Source organism: Novosphingobium sp., from assembly GCF_027489515.1.
GTDB lineage: Bacteria > Pseudomonadota > Alphaproteobacteria > Sphingomonadales > Sphingomonadaceae > Novosphingobium.
Map to the genome: position 1 here is coordinate 1 of NZ_JAIXZS010000069.1, position 16703 is coordinate 16703.

Here is a 16703-nt window from a genome sequence, read left to right on the forward strand (position 1 = left end):
AACCCGAACCCGAAGATCAGCCGAATGTGCTTTGCCCATGATCCACCTCCAATGAGGGTGAATCACAAATCACAAACAATGGGAATCCCACGATTCAGATTTTCCGCAGGACGCTCTAAATCAGGCGGCCACCACCCGCACGGGGATCGCGCTCTGCAGCACCATGCCGGTGATCGGATCCGCGTCGTCCTGATCGTCGATCAGACGGTTGGTCGAGGCGCCAACAGTCATCAGGTCGTCCTTGCCGGAGTCGTCGTTGCCCCAGGCGTGTGACATCGAGATCACGCCGCGCCGCACCTTGTCGCTCGCGCTGGCGACAGCATGGATCGAGGCGACGCGCGAGGCGATCTCGATCACCGCGCCGTCTTCCACGCCGAGTGCGGCAAGGTCCTCCGGATTGATATAGGCCGGGTTGGTCGGCATCTTCTTCTTGAGGAACTCCGAGATGTGCCCGTTGCTGTTGTAGCGGTGCTTGGAGCGGCGCGAGATGAGGCGGAAATCGAAACCGTCCGCCTCGGGCCGCCGCGTGGCATAGCCAGCGAATGCCGCCGGCATGTCGCCGGCAGCCAACTGGAACTTGTTCGCGGCATCCGGATCCGCAGGCTCGATCACCGCGTGCGCTTCGGGATAGAACATCGCGCCGCCCGGGGTCGGGCTCGCCAGCGAATCCGCGCGCGCCTTGCTGGGCGCGACGAGGCAGCCGTGGGAGATGAGGTCGAGCATGGTCATCTTGTCCGGCACGCTCTCCATCGAGCAGGGACCGCCGGGCAACTGCAGCTGCAGCCCGAGGTGCTTGGCGATCCACCACAGCATCTCGTACTCGTCCATCGTATCGCCCGGCGGCGGCACCATTGCCTCGGCATAGTGGGCGTAAGGCTCCTCGCAGAACGGCTGCGAGACGTTGTTGATGTCCTCCCGCTCAAGGCACATGGAGGGCGCGAGGATCACGTCCGCCCGCTTGGCGCTCGCCGACATGTAGGGATCGACCTGGACGAACATCTCCAGCGTTTCGAGCGCCTTCCTCACCTTGCGCTGGTTCGGGAAGGCGATCTCCGGGTTGCCGCCGATCGAGATCAGCACCTTGATCTGGCCCTCGCCGGGGGTGAGAATCTCGTCCGCCAGCACCGGGCAGGGCATTTCCTGCCCGAGCTTGCCGATGCCGCGTATGCGCGACTGAGCGAAGCCTTCGCCGAACATCGGCATCGGCGGCGCGACCTGCGCCTTCTTGGGGCCTGCGGCGAAGGGCATGAACACCATCGGGTTCGCCACTTTGTCGCCCGCCTGATTGAAGCGCGCGCAGACGATGTTGAGTGCGGTCACCAGGTATTCGGTGAGCGTGCCGCGCCCGGCCATTTCAGGCCCCGTGCCCGTCACCACGCGGCCCTTGGCGGCGCGGGCGAACAGCCGGGCGGCTGCCACGATCTGCTCGGCGGGAACCCCGGCGCGCTCCGCGGCCAGATCGGGTGTGAAGTCCTTCACCGCATCAGCCAGCGCATCGAACCCGTCGACATGCGCAGCGACGAAATTGCGATCGTAAAGCCCTTCCTTGATGATCACGTGCAGCATGCCGCCGAGCAGCGCCGGATCCTCGCCCGGCTTCACCTGCAGGTAGAGGTCAGCAAGGTTGCCGGTGTCGCTCTGGCGCGGATCAGCGACGATGACCTTCATCCCTCGCGCCTTGGCATCGCGCAAGCGGCGCGAGGGCGAGAACGGCGGGACGCCGCCGCTCGGCGTGTAGTGCGAGACAAGCGGATTGTTGCCGACGAACATGACGACGTCGGATTCCTCGAAGTTGTTCGGCCCGCCCATCCACTGGCCGTAGCGCGCGGTGGTGAAGACCTTGGCGGGCTGATCGACCGTGACGCTGGTGTAATAGTTGCGCGTGCCGATCGCCTCGGCGAGCGCATAGGAGGTGCCCAGCACCGCGCTGTTCTGGAAGGCATTGGTGCCGCAGTAGAGCGCCACCGCATGCGGCCCATGCTCGGCAATCACCGCGCGGATCTTGTCCGCCACCAGCTTGAGCGCCTCGGCGGTGGAGGTCTCGACGAACTCCGCGCCCTTTACCCCGCCCTTGCGCACGAGCGGGCGCAGGTGCCGCTCGGGCAGGTTGTGCATTTCGGGCATCTGGCGGCCCTTCACGCAGGTATAACCGTTGAACAGCGGGTTCTCGGGATCACCCCGCACCGCCTTCACCTTGCCCTCCTCGACATCGACCAGCATCGCGCAGCTGGCATGGCAGAAGCGGCAGAAGGTACGCAGGGTCTTATCGGCCAAGACACATCTCCCAAACTTTTTGAATGCGAAGGCTATCGGCAATCGCCCCCAAGTCACACTGATGAAAGAGAGGGGAGGCCGCTCATTTCCGCCAGTGGCCATGAAGGCGAAACGCGGGCTTGATGCGGACTCAGATCGCGCTGAAGGACACACGATGACCACCGAAAACCGCCACTGGATCCTCGCCAGGCGACCCGTTGGCAACGGCTATGCCGAAGCCTTCGCGCTGGCGACGGAAACGCTGCCCGCGTTGGCGGAAGGGCAGATCCTCGTGGCCAACAAGGTGCTCTCGATGGACAGCGGCACCCGCATGTACATGACCGACCGCGAGGACAGCTACCAGCCCGGCACCCCGCTCGGCGCCAAGCTGATCGGGACGGTGCTGGGCATGGTCGTGGAAAGCCGCCACCCGGCCTACAAGGCGGGAGACCGCGTGCGGTGCTACGGCCAGTGGGCGGACTATTCGGTGGTGGAACCCGACTCCACCTACTGCACTGTGATCGACAATGCCCATGCCGATCTCAAGGAATACGTCGGCATCTACGGCGCGAATGGCTGGACGGCATGGGTCGGCGTGGTCGAGACCGGCGCGGCCAAAGCAGGCGAGACTTTCGTCGTCTCCGCCGCTGCGGGTTGCACCGGTCTCATGGCTGGGCAGATCGCCAAGGCGCGCGGGTGCCAGGTGATCGGTATCGCCGGGGGAGCGGCCAAGTGCGACCTGTTGACCCTAGAATACGAGTTCGACGGCGCGATCGACTACAAGTCGGCGAATGTCGAAGCGGAACTTGCGCGGCTCTGCCCGAATGGCATCGACGTCTATTTCGATAATGTCGGCGGTGCGATTCTCGATGCGGCACTCGCCAACATGGCGCTGTTCGGCCGGGTGGCGGTTTGCGGCCTCATCACCAACTACATCGCGCAAGGGCCCGTGCCCGGCCCCTATCGCTTCGATCAGGTGCTGATGAAGCGGCTGCGCATCGAGGGCTTCTTCTCGCCGGACTTCTACGCCCGCGAGCCGGAGTTCAATCCGGAGCTTGCCCGCCTTGCCACCACCGGCCAGTTGCGCCTGCCGTTTGAGGTGAGCACCGGCCTTGAGCAAACCCCGGCCGCCTTCACCAAGCTCTTCACCGGGGCGAATGTGGGCAAGGTGGTGGTGGAGCTTTAGAGGGTACGCCTTCCAATGCTCGCCCCCTCTTTCGTCATTGCGAGCGTAGCGAAGCAATCCAGAGCGGCCTGCGTGATGCTCTGGATTGCTTCGCTACGCTCGCAATGACGAGGTAGGATAGGAGCGGCCGGCCAGCCTAAGCCTTACGCCGTCTTCGGCAACTCGCCCGAGATGTACTTGTCCATCGTCCGGTGGAATTGGCGGATGCGCGTTTCCTGATAGTGGCCGAGTTCCAGCCGCTTGTTCTTGCTGGCCTTCATCCCCGCCTGCACATGCGGCAGGTTTTCCATATCCTGATCGAACACGCCCGCGAGCGCCGCACCGATGAGATGGCCGGCATAGGCAAACGGCTCGCCATCCGGGATCATGAACATCTCGGGGCCCCGTGCCGGCTTTTCGCCCTTCTGCGCGCGCATCAGGATGCGCACTTCCATCAGGCAGTGATCGGCATCCTTCCACGGCCGCCAGCGGTAGACGATGTTGGGCACGAAGCCGCCCCACGGGCTCCAGTTGGGGAAGATGTTGTAGGTCAGGTTGTCGAGCATCTCGCTGTCCGAAGCCTGCGAGTAATCATGCCCGTTCATCGCCGCGAATCCTTCGCGGTTCGCCTGCGCCAGCACCTTGCGGGCCAGCAGCGGATCAGCCGGATCGAAACCCTTGAGGTCAGTCGGCTCTGCCGCATTGCGGCGGCCGCGCCCATCGCCGGCGCCAAGGAATTCGGCCAGCTTGTTGATCACATACATCTGGTCCTTGCCCTTGAGGTGGGGCGAGAGCGTGCCGTTGGGCGTGATCGCCCGGTTCATGTGATCGCCGTAGAGGTCGTAGCGGGTGTTGGCATCCGCAGTGAACGGCAGGATCTGCGGATGCGTGACGACCGAGTGCCAGGCTTCCATGAACGCCTCGGACACCGCCTTCCAGTTGGCCGGCACCACCTTCGCCACCCAGGCACCGGTGGTGCATTCGTCGAGCCGCCAGTTGTCGTAATGCTCGACGCCGGGGCCGATCCACTCGCGAAAGCTGGCCAGATCAGGGTTCTCGGTAATCAGGATGAAGCCCTGCCAGCGCTCGACCTTGAGTTCGGGGAGCGAGAGGTCCTTGTCTTCCAGATGCTTGAAATCCCACGCGCAGGGGATTTCCTTGAGGCTGCCGTCGTTGTTCCAAGTGAAGCCGTGGAACGGGCAGCGCAAGTTGATCGAGCGGCCGCTTTCGAGCCGCAGCTTGCGACCGCGGTGGAGGCACACGTTATAGAACGCGCGGACGCTGTCATCCGGCTGGCGGATCAGCAGGAAGGACTTGTCACCCAACTCGTAGACCACGGTGTCGCCGGGATCGGGCATGTCCTCTTCACGCGCGGCGAACTGCCACACGTTGGGCCACATCTTCTCGTCTTCAAGCGCCTTGAAGGCAGGGCTGGTATAGCGGTCCGGATCAAGCGGATCATCGCCGAGTTCCTGCGTCGATTCCATAAGCAGGTAATCGGGCGCCGGGCGCGTATCGACGGCCAGCATGTCGGTATATGTGATCCCAGGGCAGCGGTCGGAACGGTCGATCTGGGGGTCAATGTCAGCCATGTCGGGTCCTGATTGTGAGCGGCGCCGAAAAGGCCAAGGCGGCCTTGCCAGACGCACAAGTCTTGCACGCGCAGCATAATGCCATCGCGCTCGATGCCAACAAGCTGGCGCATTGGATAGGAAGGGAATTGACCCGGCGCGCGCGCTTTGCGGCGGCATCCCCCAAGAAGCCCCCCCGGGTCAAGCCCGGGGTTAGGGGGGGACTACTGCTTTTCCAGAAGGGCCGCGCCTTCGGGTAGCGTCACCCAGTTCTGCTTGCTGGTTGTCCAGAAATGGACGGTGGGCTCAAGCTCGTCGGGATTGTCGAGCGTGCCCGCCTTGATGAAGATCATCCCTTGCGCCATTCCGTCCGGCGTTTCGCTGAACACGGGCGAACCGCATGTGCCGCAGAACTTGCGCAGCACCGGGCGTCCCGCTTCGCTGCCATCCTCATAAGTGGTGAGCTCGCCAGTCCGCTCCAGCGCGGCGAAGGGCACGGCAACCAGCACTGAAAACGCCGTGCCCGCCTGCTTCTGGCAATGGCGGCAATGGCACACGCCCGTCAGCAGCGGCGGCCATGCGGTTTCATAGCGGACCGCCCCGCAGAGGCATCCACCCTGCCGCCGCTCGCCCGCCGTCTCTGCCTCGCTCATTGTCCCGTCTCCCTCTTTATCGTCGTTTTCATCGCACAAGCCTTGCGCCCGTGCCATCTCACGTTTCTGCCAGCCCAGGATCAGTCAACAGGGCCTTGAGCGCATTCTTGAGGATCTTGCCATTGGCGTTGCGCGGCAGGGTTTCAGCGATGAAGGCGATCCGCACCGGCACCTTGAATCCTGCCAGCCGCGCCGCGACGAAAGCGCGCAGTTCCTCCTCGCTCGCCTCAGCCCCCGGCGCGAGATAGACGACCGCTGCCGGTTCCTCACCCAAGGTGCGGTGCGGAATGCCGACCAGCGCGGCATCGGTCACCGCGGGATGTTCGTAGAGCACGTTCTCGACTTCGATCGAGTAGATGTTCTCGCCCCCGCGGATGATAACGTCCTTGGCGCGGTCGACGATGGTGCAGAAGCCCTCGTCATCGAGCTTGGCCAGATCGCCGGTACGCACCCAGCCGTTCACGAAAGTCTGCGCAGTCGCCTCGGGACGGTTCCAGTAGCCCGCAACGATCATCGGCCCGCTCGCCCAGAGCTCGCCCACTGTGTTAGGCGGGAGTACGGTAACGCCATCGTCGGCGCGGATTTCGAGGCTGGCGACCGGCGCCGGCGGGCCGCAGCTGGAGGGCCGATTGAGGTAATCCTCGGCCATGTGGTGCGTCACGGTGGCACTCGTCTCGGTCATGCCCCAGCCGTTGCCGGGGAGCGCGCCGAAGGTCTGCCAGATAGCCGAGACGAGCTCTGGCGCAGAAGGCGCGCCGCCATAAGCGATGGCTTCCAGGCTCGAGAGATCGAAGTTCTTGCGCTCCGGGTGTTCGATGAGCTGCCAGGCGATGAACGGAACGCCGCCGGTCATCGTCACGCGCTCCTTCTCGATCAGCCGCATGGCTTCGAGCGTATCCCACTTGTGCAGGAGCACGAGCCGGCTGCCGCCCGCGAGCGAGCCCATCAAGGTCGCCGAAAAGGCGGTTGCGTGGAAGAACGGCACGGCGAGGAGGATGACGCGCGGGCGCGGTTCGGGCAGCCCCTCACCGCGCCGCCGCGCCGATTGCGCACCACTCCACGCGCTCGTCATGATGTTGGTGGTGAGATTGCGATGCGTACCGAGTGCGCCTTTGGGTCGCCCGGTCGTGCCGCTGGTGTAGAAGATGCCGGCGGGATCGTCGCTGTGGATCTCGGCTGCCGGCAATTCCGCATCGGGGAGCGCGGACCAGTTGGCGGGCGCACCAATGAGGTCCTCAAGGCGCTCGGCGCCTTCACAAGCCCCGCGCGAGACGATCACCTTCTGCAGCGGGAGGCCTGCCGCATGGGGCGCGATGCGAGTCCAGCGGTCGGCATCCGCGATCAGCAGCTTCGAGCCGCTGTCCTCCAGCGCAAAGGCCAGCTCCTCCCCTGTCCACCACGCGTTGAGCGGCACGATGATCGCGCCAAGCGCGCAGACGGCCATGAACGCGACCGGCCATTCCGGCAGGTTGCGCATGGCAAGCGCCACGCGGTCGCCCTTGCCCACCCCGCGTGCGGCGAGCGCTGCCATCAGCGCCGCGACCGCACGGTGGAACGCATCGAAGCTTACGCGTTCCTCGCCGTAGACGAGGAAATCGGCCGAACCATGCGTCCGCGCCGCTGCCAGCACGCCGCGCAGATCGGCCAGGGCATGCTTCCACACCCGCGTCGGCACGCCGCGGATCGTCACGGTGTCCATCTCGAACGGCATCCCCGGCGCGCAGAGTTCTGCGCGGATTTCCGGCAGCGTGTGCACCGGCCAGCCGGCGGGAATCGTGGGAAGTGTGGGGCTCGCTTGGGTCATGACATCCTCATGGGCACCGCTCGTTCAGCCGGCACCTCTTTGGGAGCGAGACTAGGGCCGGGCCCGCCTCGCAGCAAGGGGCCCGAAAGGCCCCAATGCCGTAGCGGAAGGCCGCGAATCCGGCGGAATTGCTGCCTTTTTTCGCTTGCCACCCCCTCGCAAAGCGCTTCCCTGATCCCCTGTGATGACCTAATCCCGGCGCATAAGAAGATTCGTGGGAAGGACGCCAGTTTGCCGGACGCCGCGCACCCGGATGCCAATATGCCTGCACCTGACGAGGCCGCGCTCGGCTTCGGCGCGCTCGCTGCGCGGCTGGAGCCCCTGGGCGGTGGCCGCTTCCGGCTCGATGGTGCGGCGGGCTGGATGCAGGGCCGCACGATGTATGGCGGAACCGCCGCCTTCATCGCCTATTCCGCCGCAAGACTTGCGTTCCCCGATCTCCCCCCGCTGCGTGCCGCGCAAGTCGGCTTTGTTGCGCCGGTGGGTGAACATCTCGAAGTCGAGGTCGTCATGCTCAGGCAGGGCAAGAGCGTTGCGCAGGTCGAGACCTCGCTGATCTGCGACGGTGCGATCGCGCAGCGCACGCTCTGGCTGTTCGGAGCAGGCCGCGAAAGCAACGGGACCGTCGCGGCCGCTGTGCTGCCGGACCTGATCCAGCCCGAGGACTCCCCCCGCCTCACTGCCAACGATTATACCCCCGCCTTCACCGCGCGGATGGACATGCGCCGCGCCGATCCCACCGCTGGCTCGCCCCCGGGCACGATCCGGCGCTGGGTGCGCCTCAAGGACCGGACTGGCCTCGATCCTGTCGGCGAACTCGTCGGTATCGGCGATGCATTGCCGCCGGGCTCCGCCCGCGCGATGGTGCGGATGGGGCCGATCAGCTCGATCACATGGGCGCTCACGATCCTCGGCGAGGTGCCGGAAACGCGCGAGGGCTGGTGGCTGCTTGAGACCAGCTCCAACCACATGGCCGACGGCTTCAGCAGCGAAACGCTGCGGCTGTGGAACAGCGAAGGCGTGGAAGTGATGCACGGCCTGCAATCGGTCGCGGTGTTCGGATGATCCAGCTGGCCGATCCCGCTGCCCATGGTTTCGATGCAGGCCGTCTCGGGCGCATCGGCGCGTTTCTTGAGGAGCGCTACGTTGGCCCAGGCCTGCTGCCGAATGCCGATCTGCTGATCGCGCGCGAAGGCGAGCCGTTCCACCGCTTCACCACTGGCAAGGCCCGTGCCGACGGCACCCCATTGGCGCATGACGCGATCTTCCGCATCGCCTCGATGACCAAGCCGCTGACCAGCATGGCCTTCATGATGCTGCTGGAGGAAGGCAAGGTCGCGCTCGACGATCCCGTCGCCAAGGTGATCCCAGAATTCGCCGGGCTTGGCATCTACAATGGCGGAGGCGGCGATGCGCCGTTCTTCCCCACCCGCACCGCGACGAACCCGATGCGCATGGTGGACCTGCTCACCCACATGTCGGGCCTCACCTACGGCATCCAGAACCGCACCAATGTCGATGCCGCCTATCGCAAGGGCCGGCTCGACGGGCATGCCTCGCTGCCGGGCAACGACCACTTCATTGCCGAACTCGCCAAGCTGCCGCTCGAGTTCGATCCGGGGACGAGCTGGAACTACTCGGTCAGCACGGATGTACTCGGCGTAGTGGTTTCCCGCCTCTCCGGCATGAGCCTCGGTGAGTTTTTCGCCGCCCGCATCTTCGCGCCGCTTGGCATGGTCGACACCGGCTTCCACTGCCCTCACGAGAAGGCCCACCGCCTCACCGACAGCTGGGCCTGGAACCCGATGGGCGCGCCCACGCTAATCGATCACGCGGAAGATTCGAACACCTTGCGTGCGCCCCGCTTCGAAAGCGGCGGCGGCGGCCTGCTATCGACGACCGCCGACTATCACCGCTTCTGTGCGGCGCTGGCCAAGGGCGGCGCCCCGCTAATCTCGCCCAAGACACTGGCGCTGATGGCAACGAACCACCTCCCCGGTGGTGCGGACCTGACGACGCTTTCCAAGGCGCTATTCAGCGAGTCCGGCAATGCCGGCGTCGGTTTCGGCCTTGGCTTCGGCGTCGTGATCGATCCGGCCAGGACGCTGATCCCGGGCACCAGGGGCGAGTTCCACTGGGGCGGCATCCATTCCACCGCCTTTTTCATCGATCCGGTCGAGAAGCTGCACATGGTCTTCATGACCCAGCTTTTTCCGTCCTCCAGCTATCCCATCCGCCGCCAGCTCAAGACGCTGGTCTATTCGGCGATGACGCACAGTCACGCCTGAACCGATCGAAGGAGATTAAGCGATGTCCGATCCCATCCCCGGCGCCAAGGACCATATCGACACCGCGCGCAAGCTCGCCGCGACGATCGACGATATCCCCGCCGATACCGCGCTGCTGCCGGTGAACAAGGTCGGCGTGATCGGCGCGGGCACGATGGGCGGCGGCATCACGATGAACTTCCTCACCGCGGGCATTCCCGTCACCATCGTCGAGATGACACAGGAAGCGCTCGACCGCGGTGTCGCGACGATGCGCAAGAACTACGAGAACACCGTGAAGCGCGGCAAGATGGATGCCGCGCTCGCCGAAGCTGCGATGGGCCGCCTCACCCCGACGCTGAATTTTGGCGCGCTCGCCGATGCCGATCTGGTGATCGAGGCTGTCTACGAAAGCATGGACGTCAAGAAGGAGGTCTTCGGCAAGCTCGATGCCATCGTGAAGCAGGGCGCGATCCTGGCCAGCAACACCAGCTACCTCGACGTGAACGAGATCGGCGCCTCCACCAATCGCCCGGAAGCGGTGCTCGGCATGCACTTCTTCTCGCCCGCCAACGTGATGAAGCTGCTTGAAGTCGTGCGCGGCTCGGCCACGGCCAAGGATGTGCTCGGCACGGTGATGGCGCTGGCGGTGAAGATCGGCAAGGTCCCGGTCGTTTCGGGCGTCTGCCACGGCTTCATCGGCAACCGCATGCTGGCCAAGCGGCAGGAGCAGGCCAACGCGCTGATCATGGAAGGCGCAGACTTCGCAGACGTTGACAACGCGCTGCTTGAGTTCGGCTTCCCGATGGGTCCGTTCCAGATGGCTGATCTTGCCGGTCTCGATATCGGCTGGCACCGCGACCCCAACCGCATCGAGACCCTGCGCGAGGCGCTCTGCGCGCTCGGCCGCTGGGGCCAGAAGAAGAGCGCGGGCTTCTATGACTATGACGAGAACCGCCAGCGCACCCCGTCCGAAGTCACGCGCGGCCTGATCGCCGAATGGGCCGCGAAGGCGGGCAAGCCGCAGCGCAAGATCGATAGCGCGGAGATCCTGGAACGGCTGCTCTACCCGATGATCAGCGAAGGCGCGCTCATTCTCGAGGAAGGCATCTCGCAGCGCGCATCGGACATCGATACGGTCTGGCTCAACGGCTATGGCTGGCCGGCCTGGACGGGCGGCCCGATGTTCTGGGCGAGCCATATCGGACTTGGTACCGTCGTCGCGGGCCTTGAGAAGCACGGCCTCCCCGTCGCCCCGCTGCTGGCGAAGAAGGCCGCGGCCGGCGAAGCCTTCGACTGAGGACGGGAGCGACCATGCAGATCGAGGATATCGTCGAGAGCCCATTCATCCCGCTGAGCGTGATCCTGCGCGCTCATGCGGCACGGCGGGGCGATGCCATCGCCTTGGCCGATGAAACCGCGCGCCTTTCGTGGGCCGATCTCGATGCCATGCTCGACCGCGTGGCCGCTGCGCTCCAGCGCGAAGGGGTTCAAGCGAACGAACCTGTCGCCATTGCAGCGAGCAATGCGGTGAGCACCGCGCTCGCCTTTCTCGGCGCGTTGCGCGCGGGCGCAGTGGCCGCACCGCTCACCTCGACCGCTGCGCCGCCGACGGTGCTCGCCATGCTGGCGGACAGCACCAGCCGCGTGCTGCTGCTCGACAAGGCCATGGCGGATGGTCTTGCGGGCCTGCCATTTCCGGAACACGTCAAACGTATCGCGCTCGACGATAGCGACGCGGGCCTGCCGTTCTCGCAGTGGATCGCCCCCGAAGGCGCGAAGCCCGAGGAACGCGTGCCCGCGCCGGAAGACCCCTTCAACATCATCTATTCCTCGGGCACCACGGGGATGCCGAAAGGCATCGTCCAGTCGCACCAGATGCGCCACGAATATGCCCGGCGCACGATTGTCGGCGGGTATGACGACGATACGGTCACCATCAATTCGACGCCGCTCTATTCGAACACCACGCTGGTCAGCTTCCTCCCCACGCTCACTGCGGCGGGCAAAGTCGTGCTGATGAAAAAGTTCGATGCGCGCACCTTCCTCGAGCTCAGCCAGCGCGAGCGCGTGACCAACGCCATGCTCGTGCCGGTGCAGTACCGGCGGATCATGGAGCTGCCAGACTTCGACAGCTTCGACCTTTCCTCCTACCGCCTCAAGGGCTGCACTTCCGCGCCCTTCCCGGCATGGCTGAAAGCAGACGTGCTGAAGCGCTGGCCCGGCGGCCTTGTCGAGGGCTACGGCCTGACAGAAGGCGGCGCGACCACCACGCTCCTCGCGCACAAGTTCCCCGACAAGCTCCACACCGTCGGCCAGCCCTCGCCCGGCCACGTCATGAAGATCATCGACGAGGACGGCAACGAACTGCCGCAGGGCGAAGTCGGTGAGATCGTCGGCCGCTCGCCGATCATGATGAACGGCTATCACGGCCAGCCCGCCAAGACGCGGGAGATGGAGTGGTTCGACAAGGATGGCGTTCGCTACATCCGCCACGGCGATATCGGCAAGTTCGACGAGGACGGCTTCCTCATCCTGATGGACCGCGCCAAGGACATGATCATTTCGGGCGGGTTCAACATCTTCCCGACCGACCTCGAAGCGGAGTTGACCCGTCAGTCTGCCGTGAAGGAGGCCGCTGTGGTCGGCATCCCATCCGATCAGTGGGGCGAAACTCCGCTCGCGGTGATCGTGCTGGCCGATCCCGCCGCCGATCCCGAAGCCATCCGACTGGAAGCCAACCGCGCGCTTGGCAAGACCCAGCGCATCGCCCGCATCGAAGTCGTCGATGAATTGCCGCGCAGCCCCATCGGCAAAGTGCTCAAGCGCGAGCTTCGCGATCACTTCGGCGGTAACCCGATTGCCCAGAACCCCGTTCACACCCCGAATTCCAAGGAGAGCAACCATGCGTGATGCCGTTATCGTCGCCGCCGCCCGCACCCCCATCGGCCGTGCCTACAAGGGCGCGTTCAACGCCACCGCCGGTGCCACGCTGGGCGCGCTTTCGCTGGAGGCCGCTGTCGCGCGCGCCGGGATCGAAGGCGCTGAAGTCGATGACGTCGTGTGGGGCGCCGCGCTCCAGCAGGGTGCGCAGGCAGGCAATATCGCGCGGCAGGTCGCGCTCAGGGCCGGCCTTCCCGTCACCGTCTCGGGCATGAGCATGGACCGCCAGTGCTCCTCGGGCCTGATGACCATCGCCACCGCCGCCAAGCAGATCATTGTCGACCGCATGGATGTCGTCGCAGCGGGCGGTCAGGAATCGATCAGCCTGGTCCAGACCAAGGACATGCGCGTGATGCCCGACCGTAGCCTCGTTGCCATGCACAACGCGGTCTACATGCCGATGCTCCAGACCGCCGAGACGGTCGGCAAGCGCTACAACATCAGCCGCGAAGCCTGCGATGAATATGCGCTGCAATCGCAGCAGCGCACTGCCGCCGCGCAGGACGCGGGCAAGTTCGATGACGAGATCGTGGCCGCCAGCGCCTCGATGGGCGTGCAGAACAAGGAAACCGGCGAGATCACGATGCACGACGTGACGCTCGCAAAGGACGAAGGCAACCGCCCATCGACCACCTTGGAAAACCTGCAGGCGCTGAAGCCTGTGATCGAGGGCGGCATCGTGACCGCCGGCAATGCGAGCCAGCTGTCTGACGGTTCGGCCGCCGTTGTGCTTATGGAAGCCGGTGTTGCCGCGCAGAAGGGCCTCACCCCGCTCGGCCGCTATGTCGGCATGGCCGCCGCCGGCACCGAGCCCGATGAAATGGGCATCGGCCCGGTCTTCGCGATCCCCGCCCTGCTGAAGCGCTTCGGGCTCAAGATGGACGACATTGGCCTCTGGGAACTCAACGAGGCCTTCGCGGTGCAGGTGCTTTATTGCCGCGACAAGCTCGGCATTCCCAACGAACTCCTCAACGTCAACGGCGGCTCGATCTCGATCGGCCACCCCTATGGCATGACCGGCGCGCGCTGCACGATGCACGCGCTGATCGAAGGCAAGCGCCGCGGCGCGAAGTATGTCGTCGTCACGATGTGCGTCGGCGGCGGCATGGGCGCGGCGGGGCTGTTCGAAGTCCTCTGATCTTCTGACCGCCCAACGAGAAAGGGGCGCTGCCGGACAAACCGGCAGCGCCCCTTCCTCGTCTTATCCTCAGCGGATCACAGCACCAGATCGGCCGCCGTGATCGCATTCACGCCTTCGAGCACGATGGCGAACTCCGCCGCCGGGCCCTTGTCGATGCTGCCGTAGAGCGTGTGGGTCGAGGCATCGAACCAGACCACGCCAGCACCGTTGCCCGGCGTGGGTGCGCCGCTGATGAGGATGAAGGCATCGTTGCCGCCGCCCTTCACCGCGTCGATCGCCGAGAGGTCGATCTTGTCGCTGCCCGAGACAAAATCGGTGATGTGATCCGAGATCCCGGGGCGCGAGTCCTTCACCTCAGTGAAGCGGAAGGTGTCATTGCCGCTGCCGCCTGTCAGCGTGTCGCCACTCTTGCCGCCGGTGATTGTGTCGTTACCTGCGCCGCCATCGAGGTCATTGGCCTCCTTGGTGCCGATGATCACGTCGTCGAAGCCCGATCCGATCACGTTCTCGATGCCCTTGATCGTATCGAGCCCGGTGCCCGCATCATTGGCGATGGCATTCGCGATGCCGATATCGAGATCGATGCTCACCCCGGCCTTCGCGGCCGAGTAGTCGATCATGTCGCTACCCTTGCCGCCTGCGAATGCATCGTTGCCGGCATCTTGCCCCGCCAGGAACAGGTCATCGCCTTCGCCGCCGGAGACCTTGTCCCTGCCCTCTCCGCCGAGCAGCGTATCGTTACCCTTGCCACCATCGAGATCATCGTCACCCACGCCGCCGTTCAGCGTATCGTTGCCGTCGAAGCCGATCACCTTGTCGTTTCCGTCACCGCCGTTGACGGTATCGTCGCCGATCCCGCCGCCGACGGTGTCGTTGCCGTCGCCGCCGTTTACGGTGTCGTTGCCCTCTTCGCCGCGCAGCGTATCGTTGCCGATGCCGCCGTTCAGGGTGTCATCGGCAAGCCCGCCGTAGAGCTTGTCGCTGCCATCGCCGCCGTTAAGCGTATCATTGCCTTCGCCGCCCACCAGCTTGTCATCGCCGAGATTGCCGAACAGGGCGTCGTCGCCCGTGCCGCCATCGAGGTAATCGCCGTTGTTGCCGCCATAGAGATCATCGCTGTCGGCACCGCCATAGAGCCGGTCATTACCGTCGCCACCATCGAGCACATCCTTGCCGCTGCCACCGTCGAGCACGTCGTTGCCGTTGTCGCCGACCAGCACGTCGAGACCCGCGCTGCCCAGCAGCACGTCGCCGCCGTTGCCGCCCAGCAGCACATCGTCGCCCGAGCCGCCGTTCAGGATATCGGCGCTGCCAAGGCCCGAAATCCGGTCATCGCCGGCGCCGCCGCTGATCACGTTCTTGCCGCCGTCACCCTGCAGCGTATCGTCGTTCGAACCGTCGCCATCCTGATCGCTCGGCACGCCGTTGTCGGATTCGTTCGCGGTGGGATCGTTGATCACCTGTCCCGTGAGCGTCGTGTAGACGACCCCCTTGCGCTCGAAGAACGAAGGATCGTCGGAGGTGCTGTCGGTCGCACCGAACGTGCGGACCTTGATGTAGGCCCCGAACGTGCTGGTCAGCTTGATCGTGTTGGTCCCGGCATCAAAGCTCAGCACCTGGTTCTTGGCGATCGGGGTGATTTCGAAGGCGCCGTCGTCATAGGCGTACATCGTGATCGGCGTGGTCGTCGTATCGAACTTGAAGATCTGCGTCATGGGTGGTCCCTCCTTCGCAATCGAACCTCTGTCGCCGCAAGGCACGCGGCGCTGCGGTGTGCTCGCTTGAGGACGGGAATAGCGAAACTTGCTGACACATCGGCGACACCATTGTTCATGCAGCGTACAGGTTGCCGGGGTTGTTCGGTCACTGCTTGCGCATCGCAAGCAACTGATATCGTACAGTACTTCCGGATAGGCTGCAGATGCCGCCGCACCCAGGATGGCACCGGATCGGACATGATGCTGCGCGCGATGCTGCAATCGCTCGCGCCCGATTCGCGAGCGAGCCGGCTTGCCCACCGGCGGCACCGCGCCTACCCTCCTCGGCATGACCGAAGACACTCGCCCCTGGCCGCAGGACGGCCGCGAACGCCTGATCTATCCCTCCCCGGTCGGCTGGAAAGGCACCGATTTCGTCGACAACGAGGGCGAGCTGCTCAAGCTGCTGAACCCCAAGACGGTGTTCATGATGGGCGACAATCCCGCCCTGCCGCGCATGCCGGAACGCCCGCGCCTTCTCGATTTCTTCCGCTGCCGCTTCGGCGATATCACCGTGCGGCACTTACTCGTCAGCGCCAAGCGTGCGCTCGATGATGGGCTGCCGGAAAAGGTCGTGATGGCCTGTCTGCTGCACGACATTTCCAACGGCTGCCTGATCCGCTGCGACCACGGCTACTGGAGCGCGCAGCTGGTCGAGCCCTATGTCGATCCCGAAGTCGCCTTTGCGGTGAAATACCACCAGGCGCTGCGCTACGTGCCGGATGAAAGCGTCGGCTACGCCTACCCCGAGAGCTACCACGCCTTCTTCGGCCCGGATTATCAGGTGCCTGACTACCTGCTGCGCGACGCCGAATATGCCAAGAACCACAAGTGGTACATGACCGCGCGGCAGATGACGCTCTACGACACCTACTTCTTCGACGATTTCCCGGTGGTGGTGCCCGAAGAGCTGGAAGACGTGATCGGGCGGAACTTCAAGGAGCCGTCGGAAGGGCTGGGGTTTGATGGTTCGCCGACAGCGCATATGTGGCGCACGATGATCTGGCCGAACAACTTCCTCTAACCGCGTTTAGAGCGGTTTTCGACCGTTATGAATCGCTGGGGATTCCCATCGTCGTAGATCTCTGATTCAGAGTCCGTACTGGTGAAGGAGGCCAGCATGGATGGGTCAGCCTTTATCGATGGATC

11 protein-coding genes and 1 pseudogene are annotated in these 16703 nt (G+C 64.8%); 7 read left to right on the forward strand and 5 right to left on the reverse strand.

What is annotated here, in order from left to right:
- Positions 1–120: 120 nt before the first annotated feature.
- On the reverse strand, positions 121–2274 hold the full coding sequence (locus Q0082_RS11890) for a molybdopterin-dependent oxidoreductase (RefSeq protein ID WP_298192800.1): 2154 nt from the start codon (positions 2272–2274) through the stop codon (positions 121–123).
- Positions 2275–2428: 154 nt separating this feature from the next.
- Here Q0082_RS11890 and Q0082_RS11895 point away from each other — a divergent pair, with 154 nt between their 5' ends.
- The gene (locus tag Q0082_RS11895) at positions 2429–3439 is read left to right on the forward strand and encodes an NADP-dependent oxidoreductase (RefSeq protein ID WP_298192802.1); all 1011 of its coding nucleotides are present in this window, start codon (positions 2429–2431) and stop codon (positions 3437–3439) included.
- A 143-nt stretch (positions 3440–3582) separates the two neighbouring features.
- Here the strand turns inward: Q0082_RS11895 and Q0082_RS11900 are convergent, their stop codons facing one another.
- The 3 genes from Q0082_RS11900 to Q0082_RS11910 all read right to left on the reverse strand — a co-directional run bounded on the left by Q0082_RS11900 (position 3583) and on the right by Q0082_RS11910 (position 7446).
- A complete protein-coding gene (locus Q0082_RS11900; protein WP_298192805.1) occupies positions 3583–5010 on the reverse strand; it encodes an aromatic ring-hydroxylating dioxygenase subunit alpha in 1428 nt (475 codons plus the stop codon).
- Positions 5011–5213: 203 nt separating this feature from the next.
- The gene (locus tag Q0082_RS11905) at positions 5214–5642 is read right to left on the reverse strand and encodes a GFA family protein (RefSeq protein WP_298192810.1); all 429 of its coding nucleotides are present in this window, start codon (positions 5640–5642) and stop codon (positions 5214–5216) included.
- A gap of 58 nt (positions 5643–5700) precedes the next feature.
- Complete coding sequence (locus tag Q0082_RS11910; protein ID WP_298192813.1) at positions 5701–7446, reverse strand: class I adenylate-forming enzyme family protein; 1746 nt, start codon at positions 7444–7446, stop codon at positions 5701–5703.
- Positions 7447–7707: 261 nt separating this feature from the next.
- Between Q0082_RS11910 and Q0082_RS11915 the strand changes: the two genes are divergently transcribed.
- From Q0082_RS11915 to Q0082_RS11935, 5 genes and pseudogenes are all read left to right on the forward strand, one after another.
- Positions 7708–8511 carry a thioesterase family protein gene (locus Q0082_RS11915; RefSeq protein ID WP_298192815.1) on the forward strand — a complete coding sequence of 268 codons (804 nt, stop codon included), beginning with the start codon at positions 7708–7710 and terminating at the stop codon, positions 8509–8511.
- A complete protein-coding gene (locus Q0082_RS11920; RefSeq protein WP_298192827.1) occupies positions 8511–9734 on the forward strand; it encodes a serine hydrolase domain-containing protein in 1224 nt (407 codons plus the stop codon). The genes Q0082_RS11915 and Q0082_RS11920 overlap by 1 nt, the downstream gene beginning before the upstream one ends.
- 43 nt (positions 9735–9777) lie before the next feature.
- A pseudogene (locus tag Q0082_RS11925) lies at positions 9778–11013 on the forward strand (3-hydroxyacyl-CoA dehydrogenase NAD-binding domain-containing protein); the annotation flags it as partial.
- A gap of 14 nt (positions 11014–11027) precedes the next feature.
- Positions 11028–12626 (forward strand): class I adenylate-forming enzyme family protein, encoded by a 1599-nt coding sequence (locus tag Q0082_RS11930; protein ID WP_298192816.1) that lies wholly within the window; start codon positions 11028–11030, stop codon positions 12624–12626.
- Complete coding sequence (locus Q0082_RS11935; RefSeq protein WP_298192819.1) at positions 12619–13794, forward strand: acetyl-CoA C-acyltransferase; 1176 nt, start codon at positions 12619–12621, stop codon at positions 13792–13794. The genes Q0082_RS11930 and Q0082_RS11935 overlap by 8 nt, the downstream gene beginning before the upstream one ends.
- Positions 13795–13871: 77 nt before the next feature.
- On the opposite strand, the gene Q0082_RS11940 is transcribed toward Q0082_RS11935, so the two are convergent.
- A complete protein-coding gene (locus Q0082_RS11940) occupies positions 13872–15512 on the reverse strand; it encodes a calcium-binding protein (RefSeq protein ID WP_298192822.1) in 1641 nt (546 codons plus the stop codon).
- A 331-nt stretch (positions 15513–15843) separates the two neighbouring features.
- Here Q0082_RS11940 and Q0082_RS11945 point away from each other — a divergent pair, with 331 nt between their 5' ends.
- Positions 15844–16578 carry a hypothetical protein gene (locus Q0082_RS11945; protein ID WP_298192825.1) on the forward strand — a complete coding sequence of 245 codons (735 nt, stop codon included), beginning with the start codon at positions 15844–15846 and terminating at the stop codon, positions 16576–16578.
- Positions 16579–16703 lie beyond the last annotated feature (125 nt).